General features: G+C 69.5%; 20 protein-coding genes and 1 pseudogene. 11 read left to right on the forward strand and 10 right to left on the reverse strand.

Translation table 11 applies throughout. The features are described 5' to 3' along the window. Positions 1-192 precede the first annotated feature (192 nt). Positions 193-1,527, forward strand: coding sequence for a 4-aminobutyrate--2-oxoglutarate transaminase (gene gabT / locus ACQEVY_RS12915; RefSeq protein ID WP_432947952.1), 1,335 nt, complete (start codon positions 193-195; stop codon positions 1,525-1,527). Positions 1,528-1,818: 291 nt separating this feature from the next. After that, entirely contained in the window at positions 1,819-2,478 is a 660-nt protein-coding gene (locus ACQEVY_RS12920; RefSeq protein WP_432947954.1) for a phosphatase PAP2 family protein, read from the forward strand. Between the two features lie 20 nt (positions 2,479-2,498). Here the strand turns inward: ACQEVY_RS12920 and ACQEVY_RS12925 are convergent, their stop codons facing one another. From ACQEVY_RS12925 to ACQEVY_RS12950, 6 genes are all read right to left on the reverse strand, one after another. Continuing rightward, positions 2,499-3,902 (reverse strand): NAD(P)/FAD-dependent oxidoreductase, encoded by a 1,404-nt coding sequence (locus ACQEVY_RS12925; RefSeq protein ID WP_432947956.1) that lies wholly within the window; start codon positions 3,900-3,902, stop codon positions 2,499-2,501. A gap of 11 nt (positions 3,903-3,913) precedes the next feature. Further along, a complete protein-coding gene (locus ACQEVY_RS12930) occupies positions 3,914-4,714 on the reverse strand; it encodes an ABC transporter permease (protein WP_432947958.1) in 801 nt (266 codons plus the stop codon). After that, complete coding sequence (locus tag ACQEVY_RS12935; protein WP_432947960.1) at positions 4,715-5,641, reverse strand: ABC transporter permease; 927 nt, start codon at positions 5,639-5,641, stop codon at positions 4,715-4,717. Continuing rightward, positions 5,638-6,801, reverse strand: a complete 1,164-nt coding sequence (locus ACQEVY_RS12940) for an ABC transporter ATP-binding protein (RefSeq protein WP_432947962.1) — start codon at positions 6,799-6,801, stop codon at positions 5,638-5,640. The genes ACQEVY_RS12935 and ACQEVY_RS12940 overlap by 4 nt, the downstream gene beginning before the upstream one ends. Then, a complete protein-coding gene (locus ACQEVY_RS12945) occupies positions 6,798-7,991 on the reverse strand; it encodes a polyamine ABC transporter substrate-binding protein (RefSeq protein WP_432947964.1) in 1,194 nt (397 codons plus the stop codon). The genes ACQEVY_RS12940 and ACQEVY_RS12945 overlap by 4 nt, the downstream gene beginning before the upstream one ends. A gap of 805 nt (positions 7,992-8,796) precedes the next feature. After that, positions 8,797-9,336 carry a DUF4190 domain-containing protein gene (locus ACQEVY_RS12950; RefSeq protein WP_432947966.1) on the reverse strand — a complete coding sequence of 180 codons (540 nt, stop codon included), beginning with the start codon at positions 9,334-9,336 and terminating at the stop codon, positions 8,797-8,799. 217 nt (positions 9,337-9,553) lie between these two features. On the opposite strand from ACQEVY_RS12950, the pseudogene ACQEVY_RS12955 reads away from it, so the two are divergent. Further along, positions 9,554-10,758 (forward strand): annotated as a pseudogene (locus tag ACQEVY_RS12955) (adenosine deaminase). 17 nt (positions 10,759-10,775) lie between these two features. Continuing rightward, complete coding sequence (locus ACQEVY_RS12960; protein ID WP_432947968.1) at positions 10,776-11,474, forward strand: glycerophosphodiester phosphodiesterase; 699 nt, start codon at positions 10,776-10,778, stop codon at positions 11,472-11,474. Here the strand turns inward: ACQEVY_RS12960 and ACQEVY_RS12965 are convergent. Further along, positions 11,471-13,144, reverse strand: coding sequence for an RNA polymerase sigma factor (locus tag ACQEVY_RS12965; protein ID WP_432947970.1), 1,674 nt, complete (start codon positions 13,142-13,144; stop codon positions 11,471-11,473). The two genes, ACQEVY_RS12960 and ACQEVY_RS12965, sit on opposite strands and share 4 nt — an antisense overlap. A 295-nt stretch (positions 13,145-13,439) precedes the next feature. Between ACQEVY_RS12965 and ACQEVY_RS12970 the strand changes: the two genes are divergently transcribed. Then, positions 13,440-14,597, forward strand: a complete 1,158-nt coding sequence (locus ACQEVY_RS12970; RefSeq protein ID WP_432947972.1) for a serine hydrolase domain-containing protein — start codon at positions 13,440-13,442, stop codon at positions 14,595-14,597. Positions 14,598-14,656: 59 nt separating this feature from the next. Here ACQEVY_RS12970 and ACQEVY_RS12975 read toward each other — a convergent pair whose 3' ends face one another. Further along, positions 14,657-16,093 carry a gamma-aminobutyraldehyde dehydrogenase gene (locus ACQEVY_RS12975; protein WP_432947974.1) on the reverse strand — a complete coding sequence of 479 codons (1,437 nt, stop codon included), beginning with the start codon at positions 16,091-16,093 and terminating at the stop codon, positions 14,657-14,659. 163 nt (positions 16,094-16,256) lie between these two features. Here ACQEVY_RS12975 and ACQEVY_RS12980 point away from each other — a divergent pair, with 163 nt between their 5' ends. The 6 genes from ACQEVY_RS12980 (at position 16,257) to ACQEVY_RS13005 (ending at position 22,088) form a co-directional block, all read left to right on the forward strand. Further along, positions 16,257-16,778, forward strand: coding sequence for an Lrp/AsnC family transcriptional regulator (locus ACQEVY_RS12980; RefSeq protein WP_432947976.1), 522 nt, complete (start codon positions 16,257-16,259; stop codon positions 16,776-16,778). Next, positions 16,763-18,145 carry an aspartate aminotransferase family protein gene (locus ACQEVY_RS12985; protein ID WP_432947980.1) on the forward strand — a complete coding sequence of 461 codons (1,383 nt, stop codon included), beginning with the start codon at positions 16,763-16,765 and terminating at the stop codon, positions 18,143-18,145. The genes ACQEVY_RS12980 and ACQEVY_RS12985 overlap by 16 nt, the downstream gene beginning before the upstream one ends. A gap of 271 nt (positions 18,146-18,416) precedes the next feature. Continuing rightward, positions 18,417-19,160: an ABC transporter ATP-binding protein gene (locus ACQEVY_RS12990; protein WP_432947982.1), complete on the forward strand. Its 744-nt coding sequence runs from the start codon at positions 18,417-18,419 to the stop codon at positions 19,158-19,160. Next, positions 19,142-20,392 carry a hypothetical protein gene (locus tag ACQEVY_RS12995; RefSeq protein WP_432947984.1) on the forward strand — a complete coding sequence of 417 codons (1,251 nt, stop codon included), beginning with the start codon at positions 19,142-19,144 and terminating at the stop codon, positions 20,390-20,392. Before ACQEVY_RS12990 ends, ACQEVY_RS12995 begins: the two co-directional genes overlap by 19 nt. Positions 20,393-20,497: 105 nt before the next feature. Beyond that, positions 20,498-20,905 carry a VOC family protein gene (locus tag ACQEVY_RS13000; protein ID WP_432947987.1) on the forward strand — a complete coding sequence of 136 codons (408 nt, stop codon included), beginning with the start codon at positions 20,498-20,500 and terminating at the stop codon, positions 20,903-20,905. Positions 20,906-20,954: 49 nt separating this feature from the next. After that, positions 20,955-22,088, forward strand: a complete 1,134-nt coding sequence (locus tag ACQEVY_RS13005) for an LOG family protein (protein ID WP_432947989.1) — start codon at positions 20,955-20,957, stop codon at positions 22,086-22,088. 28 nt (positions 22,089-22,116) lie between these two features. Here ACQEVY_RS13005 and ACQEVY_RS13010 read toward each other — a convergent pair whose 3' ends face one another. Both ACQEVY_RS13010 and ACQEVY_RS13015 read right to left on the reverse strand, forming a co-directional pair. Further along, the gene (locus ACQEVY_RS13010) at positions 22,117-22,920 is read right to left on the reverse strand and encodes a maleylpyruvate isomerase family mycothiol-dependent enzyme (protein ID WP_432947991.1); all 804 of its coding nucleotides are present in this window, start codon (positions 22,918-22,920) and stop codon (positions 22,117-22,119) included. A gap of 9 nt (positions 22,921-22,929) precedes the next feature. Next, positions 22,930-23,964: an ABC transporter ATP-binding protein gene (locus ACQEVY_RS13015; RefSeq protein ID WP_432955193.1), complete on the reverse strand. Its 1,035-nt coding sequence runs from the start codon at positions 23,962-23,964 to the stop codon at positions 22,930-22,932. Positions 23,965-23,971 lie beyond the last annotated feature (7 nt).

The raw sequence follows: 23,971 nt of genomic DNA on the forward strand, positions 1-23,971 counted from the left end.
CGCAGGGGGAGTTCACCGCATACCGGGCCGGGCGATGGCCGACCCCTCGGCCGCCGCCATGTCCACCGCGGACAACCCAGCAGGCCGACAACGCCCACATGGAGCATGCCCACTCCCCGGGCCCAGCCCTAGCGTGCGAAGGAAGAAACCGACTGTTCGTGCGGACCCGCCGCACCACCCCAGGGAGCCCTCATGAGCGCACTTCCGCAGGAGCGCCGCGTCATCACCGCCATCCCCGGCCCGAAGTCGCAGGAGTTGCAGGCCCGCCGCATTGCCGCGGTCGCGGCCGGTGTGGGGTCCGTACTGCCCGTGTTCGCCGCACGCGCGGACGGCGGGATCATCGAGGACGTCGACGGAAACCGGCTGATCGACTTCGGCTCCGGAATCGCCGTGACCGGCGTGGGCGCGAGCGCCGAGGCCGTGGTACGCCGGGCGAGCGCCCAGCTTCAGGACTTCACCCACACCTGTTTCATGGTCACGCCGTACGAGGGTTACGTGGCCGTCGCCGAGGCGCTGGCCGAGCTGACCCCAGGCGACCACGCCAAGAAGTCGGCCCTCTTCAACTCGGGCGCCGAGGCCGTCGAGAACGCCGTCAAGATCGCCCGCATCCACACCAAGCGCCAGGCCGTCGTCGTCTTCGACCACGGCTACCACGGCCGTACGAACCTGACGCTGGCGCTGACCTCCAAGAACATGCCGTACAAGGAGGGCTTCGGCCCCTTCGCGCCCGAGGTCTACCGGATGCCGATCGCGTACGGCTACCGCTGGCCGACCGGCCCCGAGAACTGCGGCCCCGAAGCCGCCGCGCAGGCCATCGACCAGATCAGCAAGCAGGTGGGCGCCCAGAACGTGGCCGCGATCGTCATCGAGCCGGTCCTCGGCGAGGGCGGTTTCATCGAGCCGGCGAAGGGTTTCCTGCCGGCGCTCAGCGAGTTCGCGCGGGACAACGGCATCGTCTTCGTGGCCGACGAGATCCAGTCAGGTTTCTGCCGCACCGGTCAGTGGTTCGCGTGTGAGGACGAGGGCATCGTCCCGGACCTGATCACCACGGCGAAGGGCATCGCGGGCGGCCTGCCGCTGGCCGCCGTCACCGGCCGCGCCGAGATCATGGACGCCGCGCACTCGGGCGGACTGGGCGGCACTTATGGCGGAAACCCGGTCGCCTGCGCGGGCGCCCTCGGCTCGATCGAGACGATGAAGGAGCTCGACCTGGCCGCCAGGGCGCGGCACATCGAGTCGGTCATGAAGGCACGTCTGGGCGTCATGCGGGAGAAGTACGACATCATCGGCGACCTCCGCGGCCGGGGCGCCATGATCGCCATCGAGCTCGTCAAGGACCCTACGACCAAGGAGCCGAACCCGGAGGCCACCGCCGCGCTCGCCAAGGCATGCCACCAGGACGGCCTGCTGGTCCTGACCTGTGGCACATACGGCAACGTGTTGCGCTTCCTGCCGCCCATGGTCATCGGCGATGAGCTGCTGAGCGAGGGCCTGGACATCCTGGAGCAGGCGTTCACCCGCATCTGAGCCCCATCTGAGCAGGAACTCTCTCATCCGGTTCCGCTACCGCGCGGAGCATGTGAAGAACGTGTGCGAGGTGCATGAGGGGAGGCCTATCGGTCTGTCGGACGCCGATCCCCTGTCGTAGGTTCTACCCAGATGAGAGATACACCCCGCCCACAGGGGACTGTGGGCGATACAGGGTCGAGGCCTCCCCAGCTTCGCCCTGGTCGTGCCCTCGCGCACACTACTGGAGCCTCCGGCTCCGGAGGGTCTCCTCACCGATCGGACCGTCGCCCGCCCCAAACCCCCCGGGGCGTGCGACGACCCGGTCTTTGCGGCCGCCTCGGAACTACCCCCCCTGTTCCGGGGCGGCCGACCTTTTCCCTCGCGGCTCTGACCCTGCTCTTCGCGTTCCTCACCTGGCAGGTCGCCGTCGACAGCCCACTGCGCCGCGCCGACGAGCGCCTCGGCCGGGCGATCGCGGACGGCCCGCTGCCGGACGGCTTCGCCGAACTCCTCGCGGATCTCGGCAACTTCACGGTCGCCGTCCCGGTCCTGATCGTGACGCTCGCGTACGTCGCCTGGCGCGCGCGTCGCGCCGGTACGCCCCGCTGGTGGCTGCCGCCGCTCGCGGCCCTGGTCACCATGGCCGCCGTACCCGCGCTGGTCGTCCCGCTGAAGGAGGCCGTGGGGCGCACGGGGCAGCCCGGCATGGCGGGCGACGGCTACTACCCCTCGGGCCACACGGCGACAGCCGCCGTCGCCTATGGAGCGGCCGTCCTGCTTCTGCTGCCCTGGCTGCGCGGCTCGTACGTCCGTCGTGAACTCACCCTCGGCTGCCTGGTGTTGGTCGGCGCCGTCGGCTTCGGGCTGGTCCGGCGTGGCTATCACTGGCCGCTGGACGTGGTGGCGAGCCTGGTGCTCAGCGCGATGCTGTTGATCGGGCTGAGGGCGTTCCTGCACTCCCGCCGCTAGCAGCCCGTACCTCGGCCGCCTCAGCTGTCGAAGCCGAGACCCAGTCTGTCCATCGTTCTCAGCCACAGATTGCGTCGGCCGCCGTGCGCGTCCGCCCTTGCCAGCGACCACTTGGTGAGCGCGATGCCGGTCCAGGCGAGGGGCTCCGGCGGGAACGGGAGCGGTTTCTTGCGGACCATGGCCAGGGACGTACGTTCCGTGCGCTCCCCCGCCAGCAGGTCGAGCATCACGTCCGCGCCGAAGCGGGTCGCTCCTACGCCGAGTCCCGTGTAGCCCGCCGCGTAGGCGACCCGCCCGTGGTGTGCCGTGCCGAAGAAGGCCGAGAAGCGGGAGCAGGTGTCGATCGCGCCGCCCCAGGCGTGGGTGAAGCGGACGCCCTCCAGCTGCGGGAAGCAGGTGAAGAAGTGTCCGGCGAGCTTGGCGTAGGTCTCCGGGCGGTCGTCGTACTCGGCGCGCACCCGGCCGCCGTACGGATAGACCGCGTCGTAGCCGCCCCACAGGACGCGGTTGTCGGCGGACAGCCGGAAGTAGTGGAACTGGTTGGCGCTGTCGCCGAGGCCCTGGCGGTTCTTCCAGCCGAGGGAGGCGAGTTGGGCTTCGGTGAGCGGCTCGGTCATCAGCGCGTAGTCGTAGACCGGGACGGTGTACGGGCGCACCCGTCTGACCAGGTTGGGGAAGATGTTCGTGCCGAGGGCGACGTGACGGGCGCGGACGCTGCCGTACGGAGTGCGTACGGCCATACCGGCGCCGTATGCCTTCAAGGTGAGCGCGGGCGTGTGCTCGTACACGCGGACGCCCTGCTCGACGCAGGCGCGTTTGAGGCCCCAGGCGAGTCGGGCAGGGTTCACGAGCGCTACGCCGCGGCGGTCGTGGAGGCCGGCGAGGAATGTCGGTGAGTCGACTTGTTGCCGTACGGCGTCGGCGTCCAGGTACTCGAGGCCGTCCGCGAGCCCGCGGTGCTCCAACTCCCCGTACCAGTCGCGGAGTTCGGCGACCTGGTACGGCTCGGTGGCGACGTCGATCTCGCCGGTGCGCTCGAAGTCGCAGTCGAGGAAGTAGCGGGTGACGGCTGCCTCGATGGCGTCGAGGTTGCGGGCGCCCAGCTGCTCGAGGGTGTGGATCTCGTCGGGCCAGCGGGCGAGTCCGTTGGCCAGGCCGTGGGTGAGCGAGGCGGCGCAGAAGCCGCCGTTGCGGCCGGAGGCGGCCCAGCCCGCCTCCCGGCCTTCGACGAGGACGACGTCCCGCTGCGGGTCGCGCTCCTTGGCGAGCAGCGCGGTCCACAGTCCGCTGTAGCCGCCGCCGACGACGAGCAGATCGCAGGTCTCGGCGGTGGTGAGGGCGGGCTCGGGGTGGGGTTTTGCGGGGTCGTCCAGCCAGTAGGAGCCGGGCTGGGCGTCGGAGAGCGACTTTGTCCAACGGGTCATGCCTTGTGTGGTCATGCCTTTTGCCTGTTTCGGCGGCCGCTGATGACCATTCCGGCCAGCACGATCAGTACGGCGACGATGAACATTCCCGTACCGATGACATTGATCTGGACGGGTGTGCCGCGTTGTGCCGAGCCCCAGACGAACATGGGGAAGGTGACTGTCGCGCCCGCGTTGAAATTGGTGATGATGAAATCGTCGAAGGAGAGCGCGAAGGCGAGCAGCGCGCCCGCGACGATTCCGGGGGCCGCGATGGGCAGGGTGACCCGGACGAAGGTCTGGAACGGTCCGGCGTACAAATCGCGTGCGGCTTCTTCCAGCTTCGGGTCCATCGACATGACGCGCGCCTTGACGGCTGTCACCACGAAGCTGAGGCAGAACATGATGTGGGCGATCAGGACCGTCCAGAAACCCAACTGAGCCCCCATGTTGAGGAAAAGCGTCAGCAAGGAGGCGGCCATCACGACCTCGGGCATCGCCATGGGAAGGAAGATCAGCGAGTTCACGGCGCCCCGCGCACGGAAGCGGTAGCGGACCAGAGCGAAGGCGATCAGTGTGCCGAGGACCGTGGCGCCGAGCGTCGCCCATGCCGCGATCTGCAGGCTGAGCGCGAGCGAACCGCACAGATCAGCGACCCCGCACGGATCGGTCCACGCCTCCGTGGAGAACTGCTGCCATTCGTAATTGAAGCGCCCTTTGGGGTTGTTGAAGGAGAAGACCGTGACGACGACGTTCGGCAGGAGCAGATATCCGAGCGTCAACAGGCCCGCGATGACGACGAGATGGCGCTTGAGCCAGCGTACGAGGGACATTTAGACCAGATCCTCCGTCCCCGACTTGCGAATGTAGAGCGTGACGATGATGAGGATCGCGGCCATGAGAATGAACGAAAGAGCCGCGGCCGTCGGATAGTCGAGCACCCGCAGGAACTGGCCCTGGATCACGTTTCCGACCATCCGGGTGTCCGTGGAGCCGAGCAGATCGGCATTGACGTAATCACCACTGACGGGGATGAACGTGAGGAGCGTGCCGGAGACGACACCCGGCATGGACAGCGGGAAGGTCACCTTGCGGAAGGTCGTGAACGGCTTGGCGTACAAGTCGTTCGCCGCCTCGTGGAGGCGTCCGTCGATGCGCTCGAGCGAGGTGTAGAGCGGCAGGATCATGAACGGCAGGAAGTTGTACGTGAGTCCGCAGACCACCGCGAGTGGCGTGGCCAGCACGCGGTCACCGGCCGTGAGGCCGAGCCAGCTCGTGACGTCCAGCAGGTGCAGCGAGTTGAGGGCGCCGACGACCGGGCCGCCGTCCGCGAGGATCGTCTTCCAGGCGAGCGTACGGATCAGGAAGCTGGTGAAGAACGGCGCGATCACCAGGATCAGGATCAGATTGCGCCAGCGGCCGGCGCGGAACGCGATCAGATAGGCGAGCGGGTAGCCGAGCAGCAGACACAGGGCGGTGGCGGTGCCTGCGTAGAGGACCGAGCGCAGGAACTGCGGCCAGTACTCGGAGATCGCGTCCCAGTAGGTCGCGAAGTGCCAGGTGACCTTGTAGCCCTCCTCCAGGGAGCCCGTCTGCACGGACGTGGAGGCCTGGTAGACCATCGGCAGCGCGAAGAAGATCAGCAGCCAGAGGATGCCGGGCAGGAGCAGCCAGTACGGGGTGAGGCGGCCTCTTCTGCGCGGGGGCTTCTTCTGCGGGGTGGGCACGAGAGGCGGTGGCGCCTCGGTGACGGTCGTCATGCCGAGGCCTCTTCTCCGACGGTCTCGACACCCGCGTCGATGTCCTGAGTCGCGTCCATCCCGAAGGTGTGCGCCGGGCTCCAGTGCAGGACGACCTCGGTGCCGGGGACGAGCCGGGCGTCGCGGTCGATGTTCTGGGCGTAGACCTCGAACTCGGGGCAGACGGGGCTGTCGATGACGTACTGCGTGGAGACGCCGATGAAACTCGTATCGGCGATCGTCCCGGAGATGCGGTTGCGGCCCTCGGGGATCGAGCCCGCGTCGTCGGCGTGGGTGAGGGAGATCTTCTCGGGGCGGATGCCGACGAGGACCTTGCCGCCGGTCGTGGTGGGCGCCGAACAGCGTGCGGACGGCAGGGAGAGCTTGCCGCCGCCTGCCTTGAGCACGATCTCGTCGCCGCTGGTGGTGTCTACCTCGGCCTCGATGAGATTGGAGGTGCCGAGGAAGTTGGCGACGAACGTGGTCTGCGGGTTCTCGTAGAGGTCGGCGGGCGAGCCGAGCTGCTCGACCCGGCCCGCGTTCATCACGGCGACCGTGTCGGCCATCGTCATGGCCTCTTCCTGGTCGTGCGTGACATGGATGAAGGTGATGCCCACCTCGGTCTGGATGCGTTTGAGTTCGAGCTGCATCTGGCGCCGCAGCTTGAGGTCGAGGGCGCCGAGCGGCTCGTCGAGGAGCAGCACCTTGGGGTGGTTGATCAGGGCGCGGGCGACGGCGACGCGCTGCTGCTGGCCGCCGGAGAGCTGGTGCGGCTTCTTACGGGCCTGCTCGCCGAGCTGTACGAGGTCGAGCATCTCCCCGACCTGCTTCTTCACCGACTTGATGCCGCGCCGGCGCAGACCGAAGGCCACGTTCTCAAAGATGTCGAGGTGCGGGAAGAGGGCGTACGACTGGAAGACGGTGTTCACCGGCCGCTTGTAGGGGGGCAGGTTCGTCACGTCCTGGTCTCCCAGGGACACGTTTCCCGAAGTGGGCTCCTCCAGGCCCGCGATCATCCGCAGGGTGGTGGTCTTTCCGCAACCCGAGGCCCCTAGGAGGGCGAAAAACGATCCCTGGGGGACGGTCAGGTCGAGTGGGTGCACGGCAGTGAAGGAGCCGTACGTCTTGCTGATTCCGGAGAGGCGGACGTCACCGCTGTTGTCGTTCGTCATGGAGGTCACGCCCCTGTCAGCTTTGCGAACTTCTCTTCGTAGGCCGTCTCTTCCTTGCTGCTCAGGGAGCGGAAGGAGCGCGACTTGGCGGCCATGGCCGCGTCGGGGATGATCAGCGGGTTGTTCGCCGCGTCCTCGTCGATCTTCGCGAGTTCGGCTTTCACACCGTCCACGGGGCATACGAAGTTGATGTACGCCGCGAGTTGTGCCGCCGGGCCGGGCTCGTAGTAGTAGTCGATGAGCCGTTCGGCGTTGGTCTTGTGGCGGGCCTTGTTGGGGACCAGCAGGTTGTCGGTGGAGGTCAGGTAGCCGCTGTCCGGGATGACGAAGTCCACGTCCGGGTTGTCCGCCTTGAGCTGGACGACGTCACCGGCCCAGGCGAGACAGGCCGCGAAGTCGCCCTTGGTGAGGTCGGCCGTGTAGTCGTTGCCGGTGAACCGGCGGATCTGGCCCTTGTCGACGGCCTTCTGGAGGCGGTCGATCGTCGCGTCGAAGTCGTCGTCGGTGAACTTCCCCGGGGCCTTGCCCATGTCGAGCATCGTCATGCCGACGCTGTCGCGCATCTCCGACAGGAAGCCGACGCGTCCCTTGAGCTTGGGGTTGTCGAGCATGTCGGAGACGGACTTCACCTCCTCCCCGTCGAGCGCCTTCTTGTTGAACGCGATGACCGTGGAGATGCCGGTCCAGGGATAGGAGTACGCCCGTCCCGGGTCCCAGTCGGGGTTACGGAACTGCTGGGAGAGGTTGGCGTACGCGGTCGGCAGGTTGGACGGGTCCAGTTTCTGGACCCACCCGAAGCGGATGAGCCTGGCTGCGAGCCAGTCCGTGACGCAGATCAGGTCGCGGCCGGTGTCCTGGCCCGCTGCCAGCTGCGGCTTGATCTTGCCGAAGAACTCGACGTTGTCGTTGATGTCCTCGGTGTACTTGACCTTGATGCCGGTGCGCTTGGTGAACGCGTCGAGGGTGGGGTGCCGCTTTTCGCTCTCGTCGACGTCCATGTACTCGGTCCAGTTGGAGAAGCTGATCCGCTTCTCCTTGGCCGAGTGGTCCTCGGAGTCGACCCCAGCGGTGTTCTTGGCCGCGGGGATGCCACAGGCGCTCAGCGTTGCGGCGCCACCGAGGGCGAGCGCGCCACCGGTGGTGGCCCGCAGCAGCGAGCGGCGGCTGAGGGAGGTCCGGCCGTTGCGTAGGTGGTCCATGTCGATCTCCTCCGCCGTCGCAATCCCCTCCGGGGAGGGGGTGGCGTGGCTCCAGCTCGATTTGAAGGCCGATCCTGACAGAGGGGGGCCTGTCCAACAAGTGATTCCGTTGTTGCCATTTTGGTTAAGCGACGGAATCGGTTGGGGTGGGGGTGCCTGGTGCCTCCGGCGGTTGGGCGGTTGGGTTCGTTGTCGGCTGCGGGCTGAGTGTGGTTGCTCGCGCCCACGCGGCGGAGCCGCATATGTGACAGCCTCGCGCCGCTTGGGTGGGTGGTGGGTGCGGGGCCGCGTCGGGGGTGTCCGTCCTCGGACCGGCGCGCGTTGCTGTCAGCTGGTAGAGGGTGCCGGTGTTGGCGCGCCGGCCGCTGCGGGCGCACACCCCCGCCCCGTCCCCTGGCCGCCGCGGGCGGCCCCGGGGCCATGGGGGTCCGGGCTCCCTCCGGGCGGCCTTCCGGGCCGCGGGCTTGCCCGGGGCGCGGACCATTTCGGGTCGCGGGCTATTTCGGTTCGCTTGCTCTTCGGGGTGCGGGCAGTCGCAGGCTGTTTAGGGGCGCGGGGAACTGCGCGACAAGCCACAACGCACCCGCACCCGCGACACGACTGTCACCCACCACCCCGGTAGGCACCCACGCACTCACGGGTGACCCCACCCACCCGCGGTAGGCGCGCACCCGCCGAAGGCGCCCCACCCACCCGCCGGAGGCAGCGGGGCCTGGGGCGCAGCCCCCCACGCGGCGGAGCCGCAAATTGATACAGCCGGGAAGGGGCGGGGCTGGGGAAAAGAACCCCTCGCCCGGCGGAGCCCCTAGCGCAGGCCCGGAGCTATGAGCAGCAGCACGAGCATGGCCACGCCCAGCGCGGCGCCAACCGCTCCGCAGATGATCCCGGCCAGGGCCTGGCCACCGTTCGTGGCCTCACCACGCCGCGCCTTACCCCGCCCGATCCCACCGAAGATCACCGCAAGAATGCCCGTGATGATGGCCACCGGCCAGAGGCAGAAGCCGACGGCCGAGACGATCCCCAGCACGAGCCCGGTCGTACCCATCCCGTTGCTCGGCCCCATAGGCATCCCGGGCCAGCCGTAACCGGGCCCGGCCCCCGGGGCGGCCGGGTAGTAGGCCTGCCCCGGGTAGCCATAGCCGTACCCATAGGGCACCTGCCCCGGCCCCTCCGGCGAGACGGGCGGCGGCGGAACGGGATCCCCGGACCCACCGCCCGGCCCCACGAACGGACCACCAGAGGCAGCCACCCCCGGCGGCACCACAGGATCGGCCCAGCCCTGGACACCCGGCGAAGGCGGCGCCCCCACCCCCGGCATCGAGGTGACCGTCGGCTGGTCATGCACGGAAGGCGCCCCACGCCCCGCATCCGGCGATGCACCCGCCTTGCCCAGAGGAACCCCCGGCTGAGAAGCCGCGCCCTGTGGCCCGGAACCAGGGGCTCCGCCCGCAGGAGCCCGCTGCTCGGGCGGAGCCCAAGGGTTCGGGGCACCGCCCCCCGGCGTACCCGGCGGCTGCGCGGCGTCGGACATACGCGGAGTCCCCTCTCTCGAACGTCCCGTCATGCTACGGCCGGACCACGCCCCCAAGACCCCGGCTTACGATGATCCACGCACCACCCGATCAGCCGATCACCCGCGCCCGCCGCACAAACGCAGGGCGCCGTTCCCGGGGAGGAACCCGTGACCGACCACCGCGACCCGAGCGTCCCGCCCACCGTGCCCACCGGGCAGGTCCCGCGCGACCTGCATACCTTCATCGCCGGGCTCCCCAAGGCCGAACTCCACGTGCACCACGTCGGCTCCGCCTCCCCCCGTATCGTCTCCGAGCTGGCCGCCCGCCACCCCGACTCCAAGGTGCCGACCGACCCCGAGGCGCTGGTCGACTACTTCACGTTCACGGACTTCGCCCACTTCATCGAGGTGTACCTGTCCGTCGTGGACCTCATCCGCACCCCGGAGGACGTACGCCTCCTCACGTACGAGGTCGCCCGCGACATGGCGCGGCAGCAGATCCGGTACGCCGAGCTGACCGTCACGCCGTTCTCCTCGACCCGTCGCGGCATCGACGAGGGCGCGTTCATGGCCGCGATCGAGGACGCCCGCAAGGCGGCCGAGGCCGACTTCGGGACCGTACTGCGCTGGTGCTTCGACATCCCGGGAGAGGCGGGCCTCGAGGCCGCCGAGGAGACCACCCGGCTCGCCACCACGGACAAGCTCCGTCCGGAGGGCCTGGTCTCGTTCGGGCTCGGCGGGCCCGAAGTCGGCGTGGCCCGGCCGCAGTTCAAGCCGTACTTCGACCGGGCGATCGCGGCCGGGCTGCGTTCGGTGCCGCATGCGGGCGAGACGACCGGTCCTGGGACCGTCTGGGATGCCCTCACCGAGCTGCGCGCCGAGCGCATCGGGCATGGCACGAGTTCCGCCGAGGACCCGAAGCTGCTCGCGCACCTGGCCGAGCACCGCATCGCGCTGGAGGTCTGCCCGACCTCCAACATCGCCACGCGCGCGGTCCGCACCCTCGACGAGCACCCGATCAAGGAGTTCGTACGGGCCGGGGTGCTCGTGACGATCAACTCCGACGATCCGCCGATGTTCGGCACGGACCTCAACAACGAGTACGCGGTGGCCGCCCGCCTCTTGGACCTCGACGAACAGGGTCTCGCCGCGCTTGCCAAGAACGCCGTCGAGGCGTCGTTCCTCGACCCGGTCGGCAAGGCGAAGCTGGCCGCGGAGATCGACACGTACACCGCTGCGTGGCTCGCGAACTGACCCAGCACAATGGGCCCATGCGCTCCGTGACTGCCGTGGCCCATCGCGGCGACCCCTATCGCGTCCGCGAGAACACGATCGACTCGCTGCGTTCCGCGCTCCAACGGGGCGCGGACGCCGTGGAGTTCGATGTGCGGCTGACCCGCGACAATGTGCCTGTGCTGTTGCACGACGCGACGCTGAAGCGGTTGTGGGAACACGACCGGCCGCTGCTCTCGCTCTCCGCGGACGAGGTGCATGGGCTCACGTCCGGTGGCGTTCCCACCCTGGAGGAGGCCCTGAAGGCGACCGATCACGGCCGCTTCATGGTCGATTTGCCGGGCGCCGCGAACCCCCGGGCCGTACGCCGGATCGTCGAGGTCATCCGCGATCTCGGCGCCGACGAGCGCGTGTACTACAGCGCCGGCGCCGAGACCATGCTCGCCGTCCGCGCCGCCGATCCCGCCGCGGAGATCGCCCTCACCTGGACCACGCTCGCGCCCCCGCGCCCCGTCCTCCTAGAAGCGATACGACCCCGCTGGCTCAACTACCGCTTCAGCCTGGTCGACCGCGCCCTCGCCGCCCGCGTCCACCGCGACGGCTACCTCCTGTCGGCGTGGACCCCCGACACTCGCCGCTCCATGCGCCGCCTCCTGGACGCGGGAGCCGACTCGATCACGACGAACCGCATAGACATGCTGTGCGCTCTTCGCGGGGTGAGGAGCGAAGCTCCCTAAGTCCTCACCTGGGACCTCTGTGGCACCGTCGCCGGATCAGTCGGCCTCGACCGTGTGACGTACTGCGGCACCGGCGCCGTGTCCTTGCCGTTGTCGCGTGTGAGGCCGTAGCGGATGGCGCCCTGGTCGGGGCCGGTGTTGATGTCCTTGTTCACCGCTTCCCAGTCCGTGGGGGAGACCGCGACGCCGTAGGAGGCGCCGCGTTCGTTCACGTTGAAGGTGACGGTGCCGTCGACGTAGAAGTACTCGTTCTGCCACATCTGCTGGGTGCCCTCCGGCAGGACGGTGAAGCCGACGTCCGGGCCGCCCATTCCGGTGGCGTAGCCGGGCCGGGTGCCGCCGGCGTCGTCCATCCGTCGGCCGCCGCCGGACGCGACGTGGAAGAGCTTGCCGCTCAGGCCCGTCCAGGTCGGCATGGTGAGGCCGCCGGGCCGGTCGTGCGGGGATATCTGCCAGCGCACGAGTACGTAGCCCTGGCCTCTGAGCGTCACGTTGCTGCCGCGGTGCTGCATCACGGCTCGCGGGCCGCCGGTGCTGGTGATGCCGGCCTCGGGTCTGCGCGGCAGCTCGGCGGGGCGCGCGTTCGGGTCGGGCGCCTGGTCGACGGCGTCGACGACAGTGCCGTACAGGCTGGCCCGTCTCGTCGGTGAGGGCGTGGGGGTCGGCGTGGGCGACGGACTCGGGCGGGTCGTGCTCGCCGCCGTGGGCGCCGCTACCCGAGGCGGCGGTGCGTCCGGCGGCTGGGTGACGACGTACGCGCCGCCCGCGGCCATCGTCGCCCCGGCCGTCACCGCCACCGCCGGCTTGGTGAGCGCGCCGACGATCTTGGCGGACCAGCCGACGGTCGTGACGGCCGTCGTCGCGGCGACCGCCGTCTTGCCGCCGAAGACCAGCGAGAGCGTGAAGCCGACCGGGACGGGGACGAGGGCGAGCCCGACGAGCAGGCGTTCGGCCGGTACGACCTTCTCGTGCCGCCCGGAGCACTGGCGGCAGTCCCGTATGTGCCGGGCCAGCCGCTTGCGCCATACCGAGTCGGGCTGTCCGTCCCAGCGGGCGGTGACCTCGCGCAGTTCGCCGCACGACGAGTCGAGCGCCCGCACGATGCCCCGCGCGGTCTCCAGGCGTGCCTTCATCCGCTGGACGCGTACGGCGGTGTGCTGCCGGCTGATGCCGAGGGCCGACGCCAGCTCGCGCCGAGTGAGCTCGCCCGCGACCTCCAGCCACCACAGCGACAGAAGCTGCCGGTCCTCGTCGTCGAGCCACCGCACCGCTTCCGCGACCTCGCGCCGTTGCCCCTCCAACTGGAGCCGCAGCACGGTCAGTTCGGCGAAGTCGGCGGCGTCGTGCGCGGCGTCCTCGGCCAGCGACTCGGACGTACGGCGGCGGGCCCGGTCCCGTATCTGCCGCATCGCGATGGCGACCAGCCAGGAGCGGAAACTGTCCGGATCGCGCAGCGAGCCGAGGTTGTCCACGGCCCGCAGCATGGTCTCCTGCACGACGTCGTCGACGTCGGCGTGACCGTTCAGCGCGCGGCCGACGATGTTGTAGACCAGCGGCAGCCAGCCCTCGACCAGCTCATCGAGGGCCCGCCGGTCACCGGCCTGCGCTGCCGCGATGGTCGTACGCCACTGCCGACCGTCCACGTACGTCCCTTCCCGCACACGTGTCATCTCCTACGCCGCCTTCCGGACGCACAATCTCAGCCATCGCTGTGAGGCATGGTGCCAGGTGGGTCTGCGTGCCACGCGTGCCGTGTGTGCACAGGAGACGGCGGAGACCTCACCGCGATAACAGTTTTTTGCACGGGTTCGGCCGACGGCCTTAGGGGAGACCCCTGACAACACCCTTGGCCCGCACGTCAGTTGACTGGGGGCCGACCCAGGGGCGGCGCCCTCCTCGGTGATGATCCGCATGGGCGGCGTACGCGCGGAGGATGAAGATCCACCCACCTTGAGGAGCCGCCCGATGCATATCCGTGTCCGTACCGCCTGCGCCGCTCTCGTCGTCCTCGGCCTGGTAGCCGGTCCCCTGGCCGGGGCGGCCGCCGCTTCCCCTGCCACAACGGTCGTACGGGAGGCCGCCGGCCCGAACGAAAAGGCCCTGCGCGACGCGATCGACAACCTGCCGGACGTGTCGGACAAGGGCGCGACGGCCGCACTCGTACGGGTCGGCGGCACGGGCGGCAGCTGGCACGGCAGCTCCGGCGTACGCGACCTCGCCACGCGTCGCGCCGCCCTGGAGCACGGGCGCTTCCGGGCCGGTTCCACTACCAAGGTGGTCACGGCGGCCGTCGTGCTGCAGCTCGCGGCCAAGGGGGAGGTGGACCTGGACGGGCACATCCAGACGTACCTTCCCGGCCTGTTCCCGGACGACTTCGACCCCATCACCGTCCGGCAGTTGCTGACCTTCACCAGTGGGCTGAAGCCGGGCATTTCCCTGGGCCCCGAAGACGGGGAGGGCTTCGAGAACCGCTACAAGACGCTGACGCCGGAGGAGGTCGTGGCCTCCTCCGTCGCCCAGGGACGCGCGTTCGATCCGGGCGAACGGCAGGTGTACGGCAACATCGACTACACCGTGCTCGGCATGCTCATCGAGAAGGTCACGAACGACTCGTACGAAAACCAGGCAGCCAAACGGATCTTCAAGCCGCTCGACATGCAGGACACATCCTTCCCGTGCGGACCCGACCCCCGCATCCACGGCTCCCACAACCGCGGCTACCAGAGACTCACCGACGGCCGCCTCGTGGACGCCACGGAGTGGAACATGTCGGACCGCTGGGCGGCGGGCGACATGATCTCCACGACCGCTGATCTGGAGCGCCTGCTCCTCGGCCTGTTCAGCGGAAAGGTCGTCCCGCTGCCCCTGCTGAAGCAGGAGATGCTCACGCTGCCGAAGGTCGAGGAAGGCGAGCCGACCATGAGCGCGGGCTTGCAGTACTACGAGAAGGACGGCCTCGTCCTCTGGCTCAAGTCCGGCTCCCGCCCCGGCTATCGCACGCTGATCGCCACGACTCCCGACCTCTCCCGCACTCTCGTCCACTCGATCAATGCGACCAAAGCGAAGTCCGTGGACATGAACCCGGTGGAGTACAAGATCCTCCGCGCCGCGTTCGACTTCTGAGCACGAGTGCGGGCCTGCGCCGTCCAGCGCAGGCCCGCACCGCTCAGCTCGTCGTGGGATCAGCCCAGCGACGTCATCACGTGCTTGATCCGCGTGTAGTCGTCGAAGCCGTACGACGACAGGTCCTTGCCGTAACCCGACTTCTTGAAGCCGCCGTGCGGCATCTCCGCGACCAGCGGGATGTGCGTGTTGATCCAGACGCAGCCGAAGTCGAGAGCCTTGGACATGCGCATCGCGCGCGCGTGGTCCTTCGTCCAGACCGAGGAGGCGAGGGCGTACTCGACGCCGTTGGCCCACTCGAGGGCCTGGTTCTCGTCCGTGAAGGACTGGACGGTGATGACAGGGCCGAAGACCTCCTTCTGGATGATCTCGTCGTCCTGCTTGAGGCCGGAGACGACGGTCGGGGCGTAGAAGAAGCCCTTGTCGCCGACGCGCTTGCCGCCGGTCTCCACGCGCGCGTGGGCGGGCAGCCGCTCGATGAAGCCGCTGACCTGCTTGAGCTGGTTCGGGTTGTTCAGCGGCCCGTACAGCACGTCCTCGTCGTCCGGCTGGCCCGTCTTCGTGTCGGCGGCGGCCTTGGCGAGCGCGGCCACGAACTCGTCGTGGATGGACTCCTGAACGAGGACGCGGGTGGCGGCCGTACAGTCCTGGCCCGCGTTGAAGAAGCCCGCGACCGAGATGTCCTCGACGGCCTTGGCGATGTCGGTGTCCTCGAAGACGACGACCGGCGCCTTGCCGCCCAGCTCCAGGTGGACGCGCTTGAGGTCCTTGGAGGCGGACTCGGCGACCTGCATGCCGGCCCGTACGGAACCGGTGATCGAAGCCATCGCCGGGGTCGGGTGCTCGACCATCAGGCGGCCGGTGTCACGGTCGCCGCAGATGACGTTGAAGACGCCCTTCGGGACGATCGAGCCGATGATCTCGGCCATGAGGACGGTAGAGGCCGGGGTGGTGTCGGACGGCTTCAGCACGACCGTGTTGCCCGCGGCGAGCGCCGGGGCGAACTTCCATACGCCCATCATCATCGGGTAGTTCCAGGGAGCGACCTGTGCACAGACGCCAACGGGCTCGCGGCGAACGATGGAGGTCAGGCCGTCCATGTACTCCCCGGCCGCCCGGCCCTCGAGCATCCGGGCGGCACCCGCGAAGAAGCGGATCTGGTCGACCATGGGCGGGATCTCTTCGGACCGGGTCAGCCCGATCGGCTTGCCGGTGTTCTCCACCTCCGCGGCGATGAGCTCCTCGGCCCGCTCCTCGAAGGCGTCCGCGATCTTGAGGAGGGCCTTCTGGCGCTCGGCCGGGACCAGGTCCCGCCAGGCCGGGAAGGCCGCGGCCGCGGCGGCCATCGCGGCGTCGACGTCCGCCTGCCCGGACAGCGGCGCGGTGGCGTACGCCTCGCCCGTCGCGGGGTTGACCACCTCGGTGGTCCGTCCATCGGCGGCATCGCGGAACTCTCCGTCGATGTAGTTGCGCAGACGACGCAGCTCAGTGCTCACTGCCGGCCCTCCTGTCGGGTGTCCATTCCTTGAGACACCCAGCCTAGTCCGAGGCTCCACGTTTTCAACACCCCCGATCGGCCCAGAACTGCGAAATCCGCAATTGCTAGCCATGCAAACAACGGATTTCATCGATCGAACCTTGCGGAACTGCCGATGTCTCATGCACAGTGAGCACGTGGTCAGTCGCAGCGCAGAGCCGAAGGGCTCCCAGGAAACCCGGTCGGGGAACAGCACTCCCCCGCTGGACTCCGTCTCCCTCGCCATCATCGAGCAGCTCCAGGAAGACGGCCGGCGGCCGTACGCCGCGATCGGCAAGGCGGTCGGCCTCTCCGAGGCGGCCGTCCGCCAGCGCGTCCAGAAGCTGCTCGACCAGGGCGTAATGCAGATCGTCGCCGTCACGGACCCGCTCACCGTGGGCTTCCGCCGGCAGGCGATGGTCGGCATGAACGTCGAGGGCGACACGGAGATCGTGGCCGACGCACTGAGCGCCATGCCGGAAGTCGAGTACGTGGTGATGACCGCCGGCTCCTTCGACCTCCTCGCCGAGATCGTCTGCGAGGACGACGACCACCTGCTGGACGTCATCAACAAACGCATCCGCGCCCTGCCCGGCGTCCGCTCCACCGAGAGCTTCGTCTACCTGAAACTCAAGAAGCAGACCTACATGTGGGGAACCCGATAACCGTGACCGAAAAGGACCTCAGCCGAACCGCGTACGACCACCTGTGGATGCACTTCACCCGCATGTCCTCGTACGAGAACGCGCCCGTCCCCACCATCGTCCGGGGCGAGGGCACCTACATCTACGACGACAAGGGCAAGCGCTACCTCGACGGTCTCGCGGGCCTCTTCGTGGTCCAGGCCGGGCACGGCCGGGTGGAGCTGGCCGAGACCGCCGCCAAGCAGGCGCAGGAACTGGCCTTCTTCCCGGTCTGGTCGTACGCCCACCCCAAGGCGATCGAGCTGGCCGAGCGTCTCGCCGGCCACGCCCCCGGTGATCTGAACAAGGTCTTCTTCACCACGGGAGGCGGCGAGGCGGTCGAGACCGCCTGGAAGCTCGCCAAGCAGTACTTCAAGCTGGTGGGCAAGCCGACCAAGTACAAGGTCATCTCGCGCGCGGTCGCCTACCACGGCACCCCGCAGGGCGCCCTGTCCATCACCGGACTGCCCGCCCTGAAGGCCCCGTTCGAGCCGCTGGTCCCCGGCGCCCACAAGGTCCCGAACACCAACATCTACCGCGCCCCGATCCACGGCGACGACCCCGAGGCCTTCGGCCGCTGGGCCGCCGACCAGATCGAGCAGCAGATCCTGTTCGAGGGCCCGGAGACGGTCGCGGCCGTCTTCCTGGAGCCGGTGCAGAACGCCGGTGGCTGCTTCCCGCCGCCGCCCGGCTACTTCCAGCGGGTCCGCGAGATCTGCGACCAGTACGACGTGCTCCTTGTGTCGGACGAGGTCATCTGCGCCTTCGGCCGGCTCGGCACGATGTTCGCCTGCGACAAGTTCGGTTACGTCCCGGACATGATCACCTGCGCCAAGGGCATGACCTCGGGCTACTCCCCCATAGGCGCCTGCATCATCTCGGACCGCATAGCCGAGCCCTTCTACAAGGGCGACAACACCTTCCTGCACGGCTACACCTTCGGCGGCCACCCCGTCTCCGCCGCGGTGGCCCTCGCCAACCTCGACCTGTTCGAGCGCGAGAAGCTCACCCAGCATGTGCTCGACAACGAGAACGCGTTCCTGACGACCCTGCAGAAGCTGCACGACCTGCCGATCGTCGGCGACGTCCGCGGCAACGGCTTCTTCTACGGCATCGAGCTGGTGAAGGACAAGGCCACCAAGGAGAGCTTCACGGACGAGGAGTCGGAGCGGATCCTGTACGGCTACGTCTCCAAGAAGCTCTTCGAGTACGGCCTGTACTGCCGCGCCGACGACCGCGGTGACCCGGTGGTCCAGCTCTCGCCGCCGCTGATCTCGGACCAGTCGACGTTCGACGAGATCGAGTCCATCGTCCGCCAGGTGCTGACGGAGGCCTGGACCCAGCTCTGAGACCTTCTGAGACCTGCTGTTGAGACCGGGTTCCGAGACCCGGCTCCGATCAGCTCTGATCTTCCTTTCGGATGATCAACACCGGCCCCGTTGCCGCCCGTTCGAGTGAGAATGGGCGGCAACGGGGCCGCGTACGTCCGGCCTCCCGGCGTCGAATCCCTAGCGTGCCCAGTGACCGATCGGCTCCGCCTTCGTTCCCCCGGACGGGGGGACTTCCTCCCGGTCCGGGGGGATTCCGCGGCATTTCTGATCCGAACCGAGGTGTACGCCCATGGTGGCTCCGCCGGACAACGACGTGCTCTGGGCACGTGCTCTGCATGTCAAGCACAACGGCTCCCCCGCGCTCAGCGGCGTCTCGCTCGGGGTTCGCGTAGGCGAGATCCTCGCCGTCGGCGGCCCGCGCGGCAGCGGCAAGACCACCCTGCTGAGATGCCTGTCGGGGCAACTCCTGCCGCAGCAGGGGGAGGTCTGGTTCAACAGCACGCCCGTGCACACCATGGGCCCGCACACCCGCGAACGTCTGCGCCGCGACCGCTTCGGCTGGATCGACCCGGCGCCCGTCCTGGTACCCGAGCTGAACGCCTGGGAGAACGCCGCGCTGCCGCTGATGCTGCGCGGCGCAGGACGCCGCCAGGCCAAGACCACCGCCCTGGAGTGGCTGGAGCGCCTCGACATCGGCGCTTGTGCCCGCCGCCGCCCGTACGCCCTGCTCCAGGCCGAGCGCCAGCGCGTCGCCATCGCCCGCGCGCTGGTTCCCGCGCCCACCGTGCTCTTCGCCGACGAGCCGACCGCCCCGCTGCACCGCGTCGACCGTGCGAATGTGCTGCGTACGCTCACGACGGCGGCCCGTTCGCACGGCATCACGGTTGTGCTGGCCACGCATGACGCGGACACCGCGGCCCTCGCCGACCGCAGGGTGTCGTTGCTCGACGGGCGGCGCGTGAACACCGTCCATCTGCCTCCGGCCGCCGAGACCGAGTCGGAAGGCCGGGCCGCGTGCTCGCTCTCCGCCTAGCCCGGGGCGCCCGGCCCGCCGTCCAACTGCGCCGTTTCCTGGTGGCGGTGGCGTCGGCGGGCACGGGCTTCCTGCTCCTGTGCACCCTGGGGTTCGCGATGGGGCACCCGCATGAGTCCTCGGACGCGGTCGTCCGGCTCGCGTGGTGTCTCGCGCCGCTCGCCGCCACGGTGCAGTTCGCGGTGGCGGTGGCCCGTACCGACCCGGCCACCCGCCCCCGGCCCGGGCTCTTCGCGATCGGCCTGGGACCGGCCCGGCTGATGCTGCTCGCGGCAATCTCCACGGCGGTGTCCTGCACGCTCGGTTCGCTGATCGCGCTGCTCTGCGTTCTCCATCTGCGGGGCGATCTGAGCGGTCTCCCCTTCGATGGCGAGGCCGCCGAACTGCTTGCCGGGGACCGGCCGTTGCCCCTCGCGGCCACGCTCACCCTGCTGGCACTGGTACCGATCGCCGCGTCGGTGGCGAGCGCGTTGTCCCTGCGCCCGCGCGGAGGCCGGCAATCCGGCGCTCGTACGACCTTCGGGACCGGCAACCAGGCAGCCGCCGCCGAAGCCGGCGGCTCCGCGCTCAGTGACGATCACCCCGACGACCCCGGCCCGCCCGAGCACCCGTACCCCGCTCCCGGTCCCACTCCCACCGGCCTGCCCTGGGGTGTGGCGGTGCTCGCGGCCGGGCTCGCCGTCGAGACGTACGCGAGTCGCAGCGGGCCCGCGTCCGGTCCTGCCCTGCCCGGCTTTCAGGCGGGCGGCTCCGCCGGAGTGCTCATCGGCTGGGCACTCACCACGCTGGGCCTGGCGATGGCGGGACCGGCGCTGACCCACCTCAGCGGCCGGCTGCTCCAGGCGGTGCGGCCGGGCGCGGTGCGGCTGCTGGCCGGGCGCATCCTCATGGAGGAGGCGGGGCGCATCGGCCGGCCGCTCGGCGTGGTGTGCGCGGTGGCATCGGGGGCGTACGCCATGGCCGCGCTCTATGCCGACGCGCGCCCCGAGATCGGGCCGCTCACCGTGCTGGGCGTGCTGATCGTGGCGGGCTGTGCCGTCGGGACGCTGCTGACGGCCGCGGTCGAGGCGAGGCAGGACCGTGCCGACACCACGGCGGCACTGCTGGGGCTCGGCGCCCCCGCCACCCTGCTGCGCGGCGCCGCCGCACTTCGCGCGGGTGCGCTGCTCGCCGTCCTCGGGCCGCTGACCTGGGCGATCGCGGGCCTGGCGGCTGTGCCGCTGACGGACTGAATCTTCCGTACGAGAAAAGTTCAGGACAGCCGATGATTTTTCGGCGAGGCTCTGGTCTAACCCTGCGAACGACAACTTGACCATACAAAAAGGGGAGAGACCGCCATGTACCAGCAGATGATCTTCGTGAACCTCGCCGTCAACGACCTCGACGTCTCGAAGAAGTTCTTCACGGCGCTCGGTTACGGGATCAACGAGCAGTTCTCCGACGAGCACTGCGCGAGCATCGTCATCAGCGACACGATCGTCGCGATGATCATGGACAAGCAGCGCTACGCGGACTTCACGAAGAAGGAGATCGCGGACTCCACGAAGACCAGCGAGGTGCTGCTGGCACTGAGCGCCGAGAGCCGCGAGAAAGTCGACGAGCTGGTCGACAAGGCGCTGGCGTCGGGCGGTTCCCCGTCGGGCGAGACGCAGGACCACGGCTTCATGTACGGCCGCGCCTTCGACGACCCGGACGGCCACACCTGGGAGGTCATGTGGATGGACCCGGCGGCCGTCCAGGGCTGAGGTCCAGGGCACAACGCGTTGCTTACGCGGTGACTCCTAGCATGGGCGGGTGCAGACTATGCCCGCCCATGCGGCTCACCACGAAGACAACGAGATCGAGACCCTCGAGGAGTTCGACGCGGTCGTCTCCGCTCGTGGGACTCTCTCCGGGTTCCGCGTTCAGGCCGTTGATCTGACGGACCGTACGCGGGAGTTGCTCACCACCGACACCGCGGGTGCTGTCTTCCTCGGCTGCCCGATGCGGGAGGAGGCGGCGGCGAAGGTCCGCGCGGCCGGCGCGCTGGTCTTCCCGCCCATACCGGGCCTGCCGTTCGACCCGTACCGCGGTCATGTCTACACGCCCGGCGAACTGTTCGCCTCACTCGACAAGGGCTACGAGCGGACGCCGGACGCCCTCGCCTACGCCTGGTTCCAGCAGACCAAGGCCGACGGCGACGTCTATGCGTCGATGCTGCGGGCCGTCCACGACGACTCCGTCTCCGACGCCCTCGACGAACTCCTCCGCAGGACGCGGGTGGTGGGCGTGATGGGCGGCCATGCGATGCGCCGCGGCACTGAGACGTACGAGGGTGCGGCTCGGCTCGGGCGCGCGCTGGCAAGGGCCGGTTTCACGGTGGCGACGGGCGGCGGCCCGGGCGCCATGGAGGCGGCGAACCTGGGCGCGTACGCGGCGCCCTACGACGACGCGATGCTTCAGGAGGCCTGCCAACTCCTCGGCAAGGCCCCCTCGTTCACGCCGTCGATCACCGAATGGGCACGGTCCGCCTTCGAGGTGCGCGAACGCTGGCCGAAGGGCAACCACTCCGTCGGGATCCCCACCTGGTTCTACGGCCATGAGCCGCCGAACGCCTTCGCCTCCCACATCGCGAAGTACTTCGCCAACGCCACCCGCGAGGACGGCCTCCTGGCCCGCTCGAACGCGGGCGTCGTCTTCCTGCCGGGCGCCGCCGGCACCGTCCAGGAGGTCTTCGACAACGCAACACCGAACTACTACGAGTCCCGCGGCGAACCGACCCCCATGGTCCTGGTCGACCGCGCCCACTGGACGGAGCGGCTGCCGGTCTGGCCGCTGCTTCAGTCGCTGGCCAGGAACCGCTCGATGGAGCCGCGGATCGCCCTCGTGGACCGGGTCGAGGAGGCACCGGAGGCATTGGTCCGGCTGGCTGAGGCAAGCGTGGGCTGAAGCCAGGGGGTAGGGCGGGCCGGACCCGTCACTCGAACGTGGCTCGCTCCAGCCAGAACCCCAGTAGCCCCGGTTCGCCCAGGACCTCCAACTTCCCGCCGTCCAGCGGGAGTCGGCGGTAGAAGGCGAGGAGTACGTCGGTGAGTGGCCCGCGTAGCGCAACTGTCGCTTTCTCGTGGTCGCGGCGCCAGGTCACGCCGTCCTCCGTGAGCTGGATGAACCACTCGGCGTTCAACTCGGCCGGGGTGTCGGTTGCGTGGAGGTGGATGCTGCGGCGTGAGCCGCGCAGTTCGCTTGCCGCGTGTTGCGGCATCACCTGCTGCGCGTACCGGACGATCTGCAGCCACTCGTCGATCGCGTCGGCGGCCAGCTCGGGTGCGAGCTCGTAGGGCGCACCCGCCGCGATCGCCGCGTCCGCGCGGTGGATCACCGTCTCCAGCGTCATGCGCCGCGCCCAGAAACCGGCCGTCCGCTCCCAGGACCAGGTCCAGGCGGCGGCGTCGGGCCCGGCGGTGCGCAGGGTCTCGGCGGTCTTCTCGGCGCCCTCGGCCAGCCAGGCGTCGAGGGCGGCGGGATCGTCGTGCTCGGGCCCCGCGAAGTCGGGCACCTGCGATTCCTGGACCTCCTCGGTCGCCCCCGTACGCACGATGTGCTCGACCCAGCGGTGCGCGCCGCCCACGTGCACGGCGAGTTCCCGCAGCGTCCAGTCCGGACACGTCGGGACCGTCGCTGCGAGATCGGCGCCCTTCAGGTGCTCCCTCAACAGCGCGGTCTGCGCGACGATTTCGTCGCAGTAGCGGTCATGTCCGAGATCGACTCCGAGTAGCGTCATGCCCGCACCCTAGGTGGCCTGATCCTGGTCCAGCACGACAATTTCCGCCGCGTCGAAGGCCACCCCGACCTGGTCCCCGGGCTCCGGCGCATCCCGCAGCGCGCACGCCGCCTCCAGGCGCGGCGCGTCCTCCGGCTGCAGATGTACGGAGACATGCGTGCCGCGGAACGTGCGCGCCGCGACCGTGCAGCGCAACCCCTCCGCCGGCGGTACGAGCCGTACGCCCGCGGGCCTGATCAGCAGCGTGACCTCGCCCTGCGGGGCACCGGCGGGCACCGGGACCTTGCCCCACGGCGTGTCCGCGGCCTCCCCGCTGACGCTCGCGTCGCCGGTCACGTTCTCGAAGCCGAGGAAGCGGGCCACGAACTCGTCCGCCGGCCGCTGCCACACCTCAAGTGGCGTACCGGACTGGGCGATCCGCCCGTCGCGCATCACCACGACCCGGTCGGCGAGCGCGAACGCCTCGCCCTGGTCGTGGGTGACGGCGAGCACGGTGGTGCCCAATTCGGCGAAGAGTTCCCGGAGTTCGACGACGAGCCGTTCGCGCAGAGAGCGGTCGAGCTGGCCGAGCGGTTCGTCGAGCATGAGCAGGCGGGGGCGCGGGGCGAGGGCCCGGGCGAGGGCGACGCGCTGCTGCTCGCCTCCGGAGAGGGAGGCGATGGCCCTGGACGCGGCTCCCGGCAGGCCGACGAGCTCCAGCAACTCCCGTACCCGTAGGTCTTGTTGTCTCTTCGACGCCCCGTGCATCCGCAGGCCGAAGGCCACGTTGCCGCCCACGTCGCGCTGCGGGAACAGCTGGTGGTCCTGGAACATCAGGCCGACGCCCCGCTTGTGCGCGAGGACACCGCCGAGGTCGCGGCCGTCCAGGAACACCCGCCCGGAGTCGAGGTGTTGCAGCCCCGCGACCACCCGTAGCAGCGTCGACTTACCGCTGCCGCTGGGCCCGAGCACGCACACGATCTCGTGCTCGGCGACGCCGAGGCCGACGGCATCGAGGGCGGTACGCCGACCGAACCGTACGGTCGCCTCATCGAGCGTAAGCATCGATTCC

The sequence above is a fragment of the Streptomyces sp. CA-288835 genome (assembly GCF_050936385.1).
GTDB lineage: Bacteria > Actinomycetota > Actinomycetes > Streptomycetales > Streptomycetaceae > Streptomyces.

Bases quoted from the DNA above. Each gene is read 5' to 3' on its own strand.
- gabT (WP_432947952.1), top strand. From the start codon at position 193: ATGAGCGCACTTCCGCAGGAGCGCCGCGTCATCACCGCCATCCCCGGC.
- ACQEVY_RS12925 (WP_432947956.1), bottom strand. From the start codon at position 3,902: ATGACCCGTTGGACAAAGTCGCTCTCCGACGCCCAGCCCGGCTCCTAC.
- ACQEVY_RS12965 (WP_432947970.1), bottom strand. From the start codon at position 13,144: ATGACACGTGTGCGGGAAGGGACGTACGTGGACGGTCGGCAGTGGCGT.
- ACQEVY_RS12960 (WP_432947968.1), top strand. From the start codon at position 10,776: ATGCGCTCCGTGACTGCCGTGGCCCATCGCGGCGACCCCTATCGCGTC.
- ACQEVY_RS13015 (WP_432955193.1), bottom strand. From the start codon at position 23,964: ATGCTTACGCTCGATGAGGCGACCGTACGGTTCGGTCGGCGTACCGCC.
- ACQEVY_RS13010 (WP_432947991.1), bottom strand. From the start codon at position 22,920: ATGACGCTACTCGGAGTCGATCTCGGACATGACCGCTACTGCGACGAA.
- ACQEVY_RS13000 (WP_432947987.1), top strand. From the start codon at position 20,498: ATGTACCAGCAGATGATCTTCGTGAACCTCGCCGTCAACGACCTCGAC.
- ACQEVY_RS12930 (WP_432947958.1), bottom strand. From the start codon at position 4,714: ATGTCCCTCGTACGCTGGCTCAAGCGCCATCTCGTCGTCATCGCGGGC.
- ACQEVY_RS12945 (WP_432947964.1), bottom strand. From the start codon at position 7,991: ATGGACCACCTACGCAACGGCCGGACCTCCCTCAGCCGCCGCTCGCTG.
- ACQEVY_RS12970 (WP_432947972.1), top strand. From the start codon at position 13,440: ATGCATATCCGTGTCCGTACCGCCTGCGCCGCTCTCGTCGTCCTCGGC.
- ACQEVY_RS12935 (WP_432947960.1), bottom strand. From the start codon at position 5,641: ATGACGACCGTCACCGAGGCGCCACCGCCTCTCGTGCCCACCCCGCAG.
- ACQEVY_RS12980 (WP_432947976.1), top strand. From the start codon at position 16,257: ATGCACAGTGAGCACGTGGTCAGTCGCAGCGCAGAGCCGAAGGGCTCC.
- ACQEVY_RS12990 (WP_432947982.1), top strand. From the start codon at position 18,417: ATGGTGGCTCCGCCGGACAACGACGTGCTCTGGGCACGTGCTCTGCAT.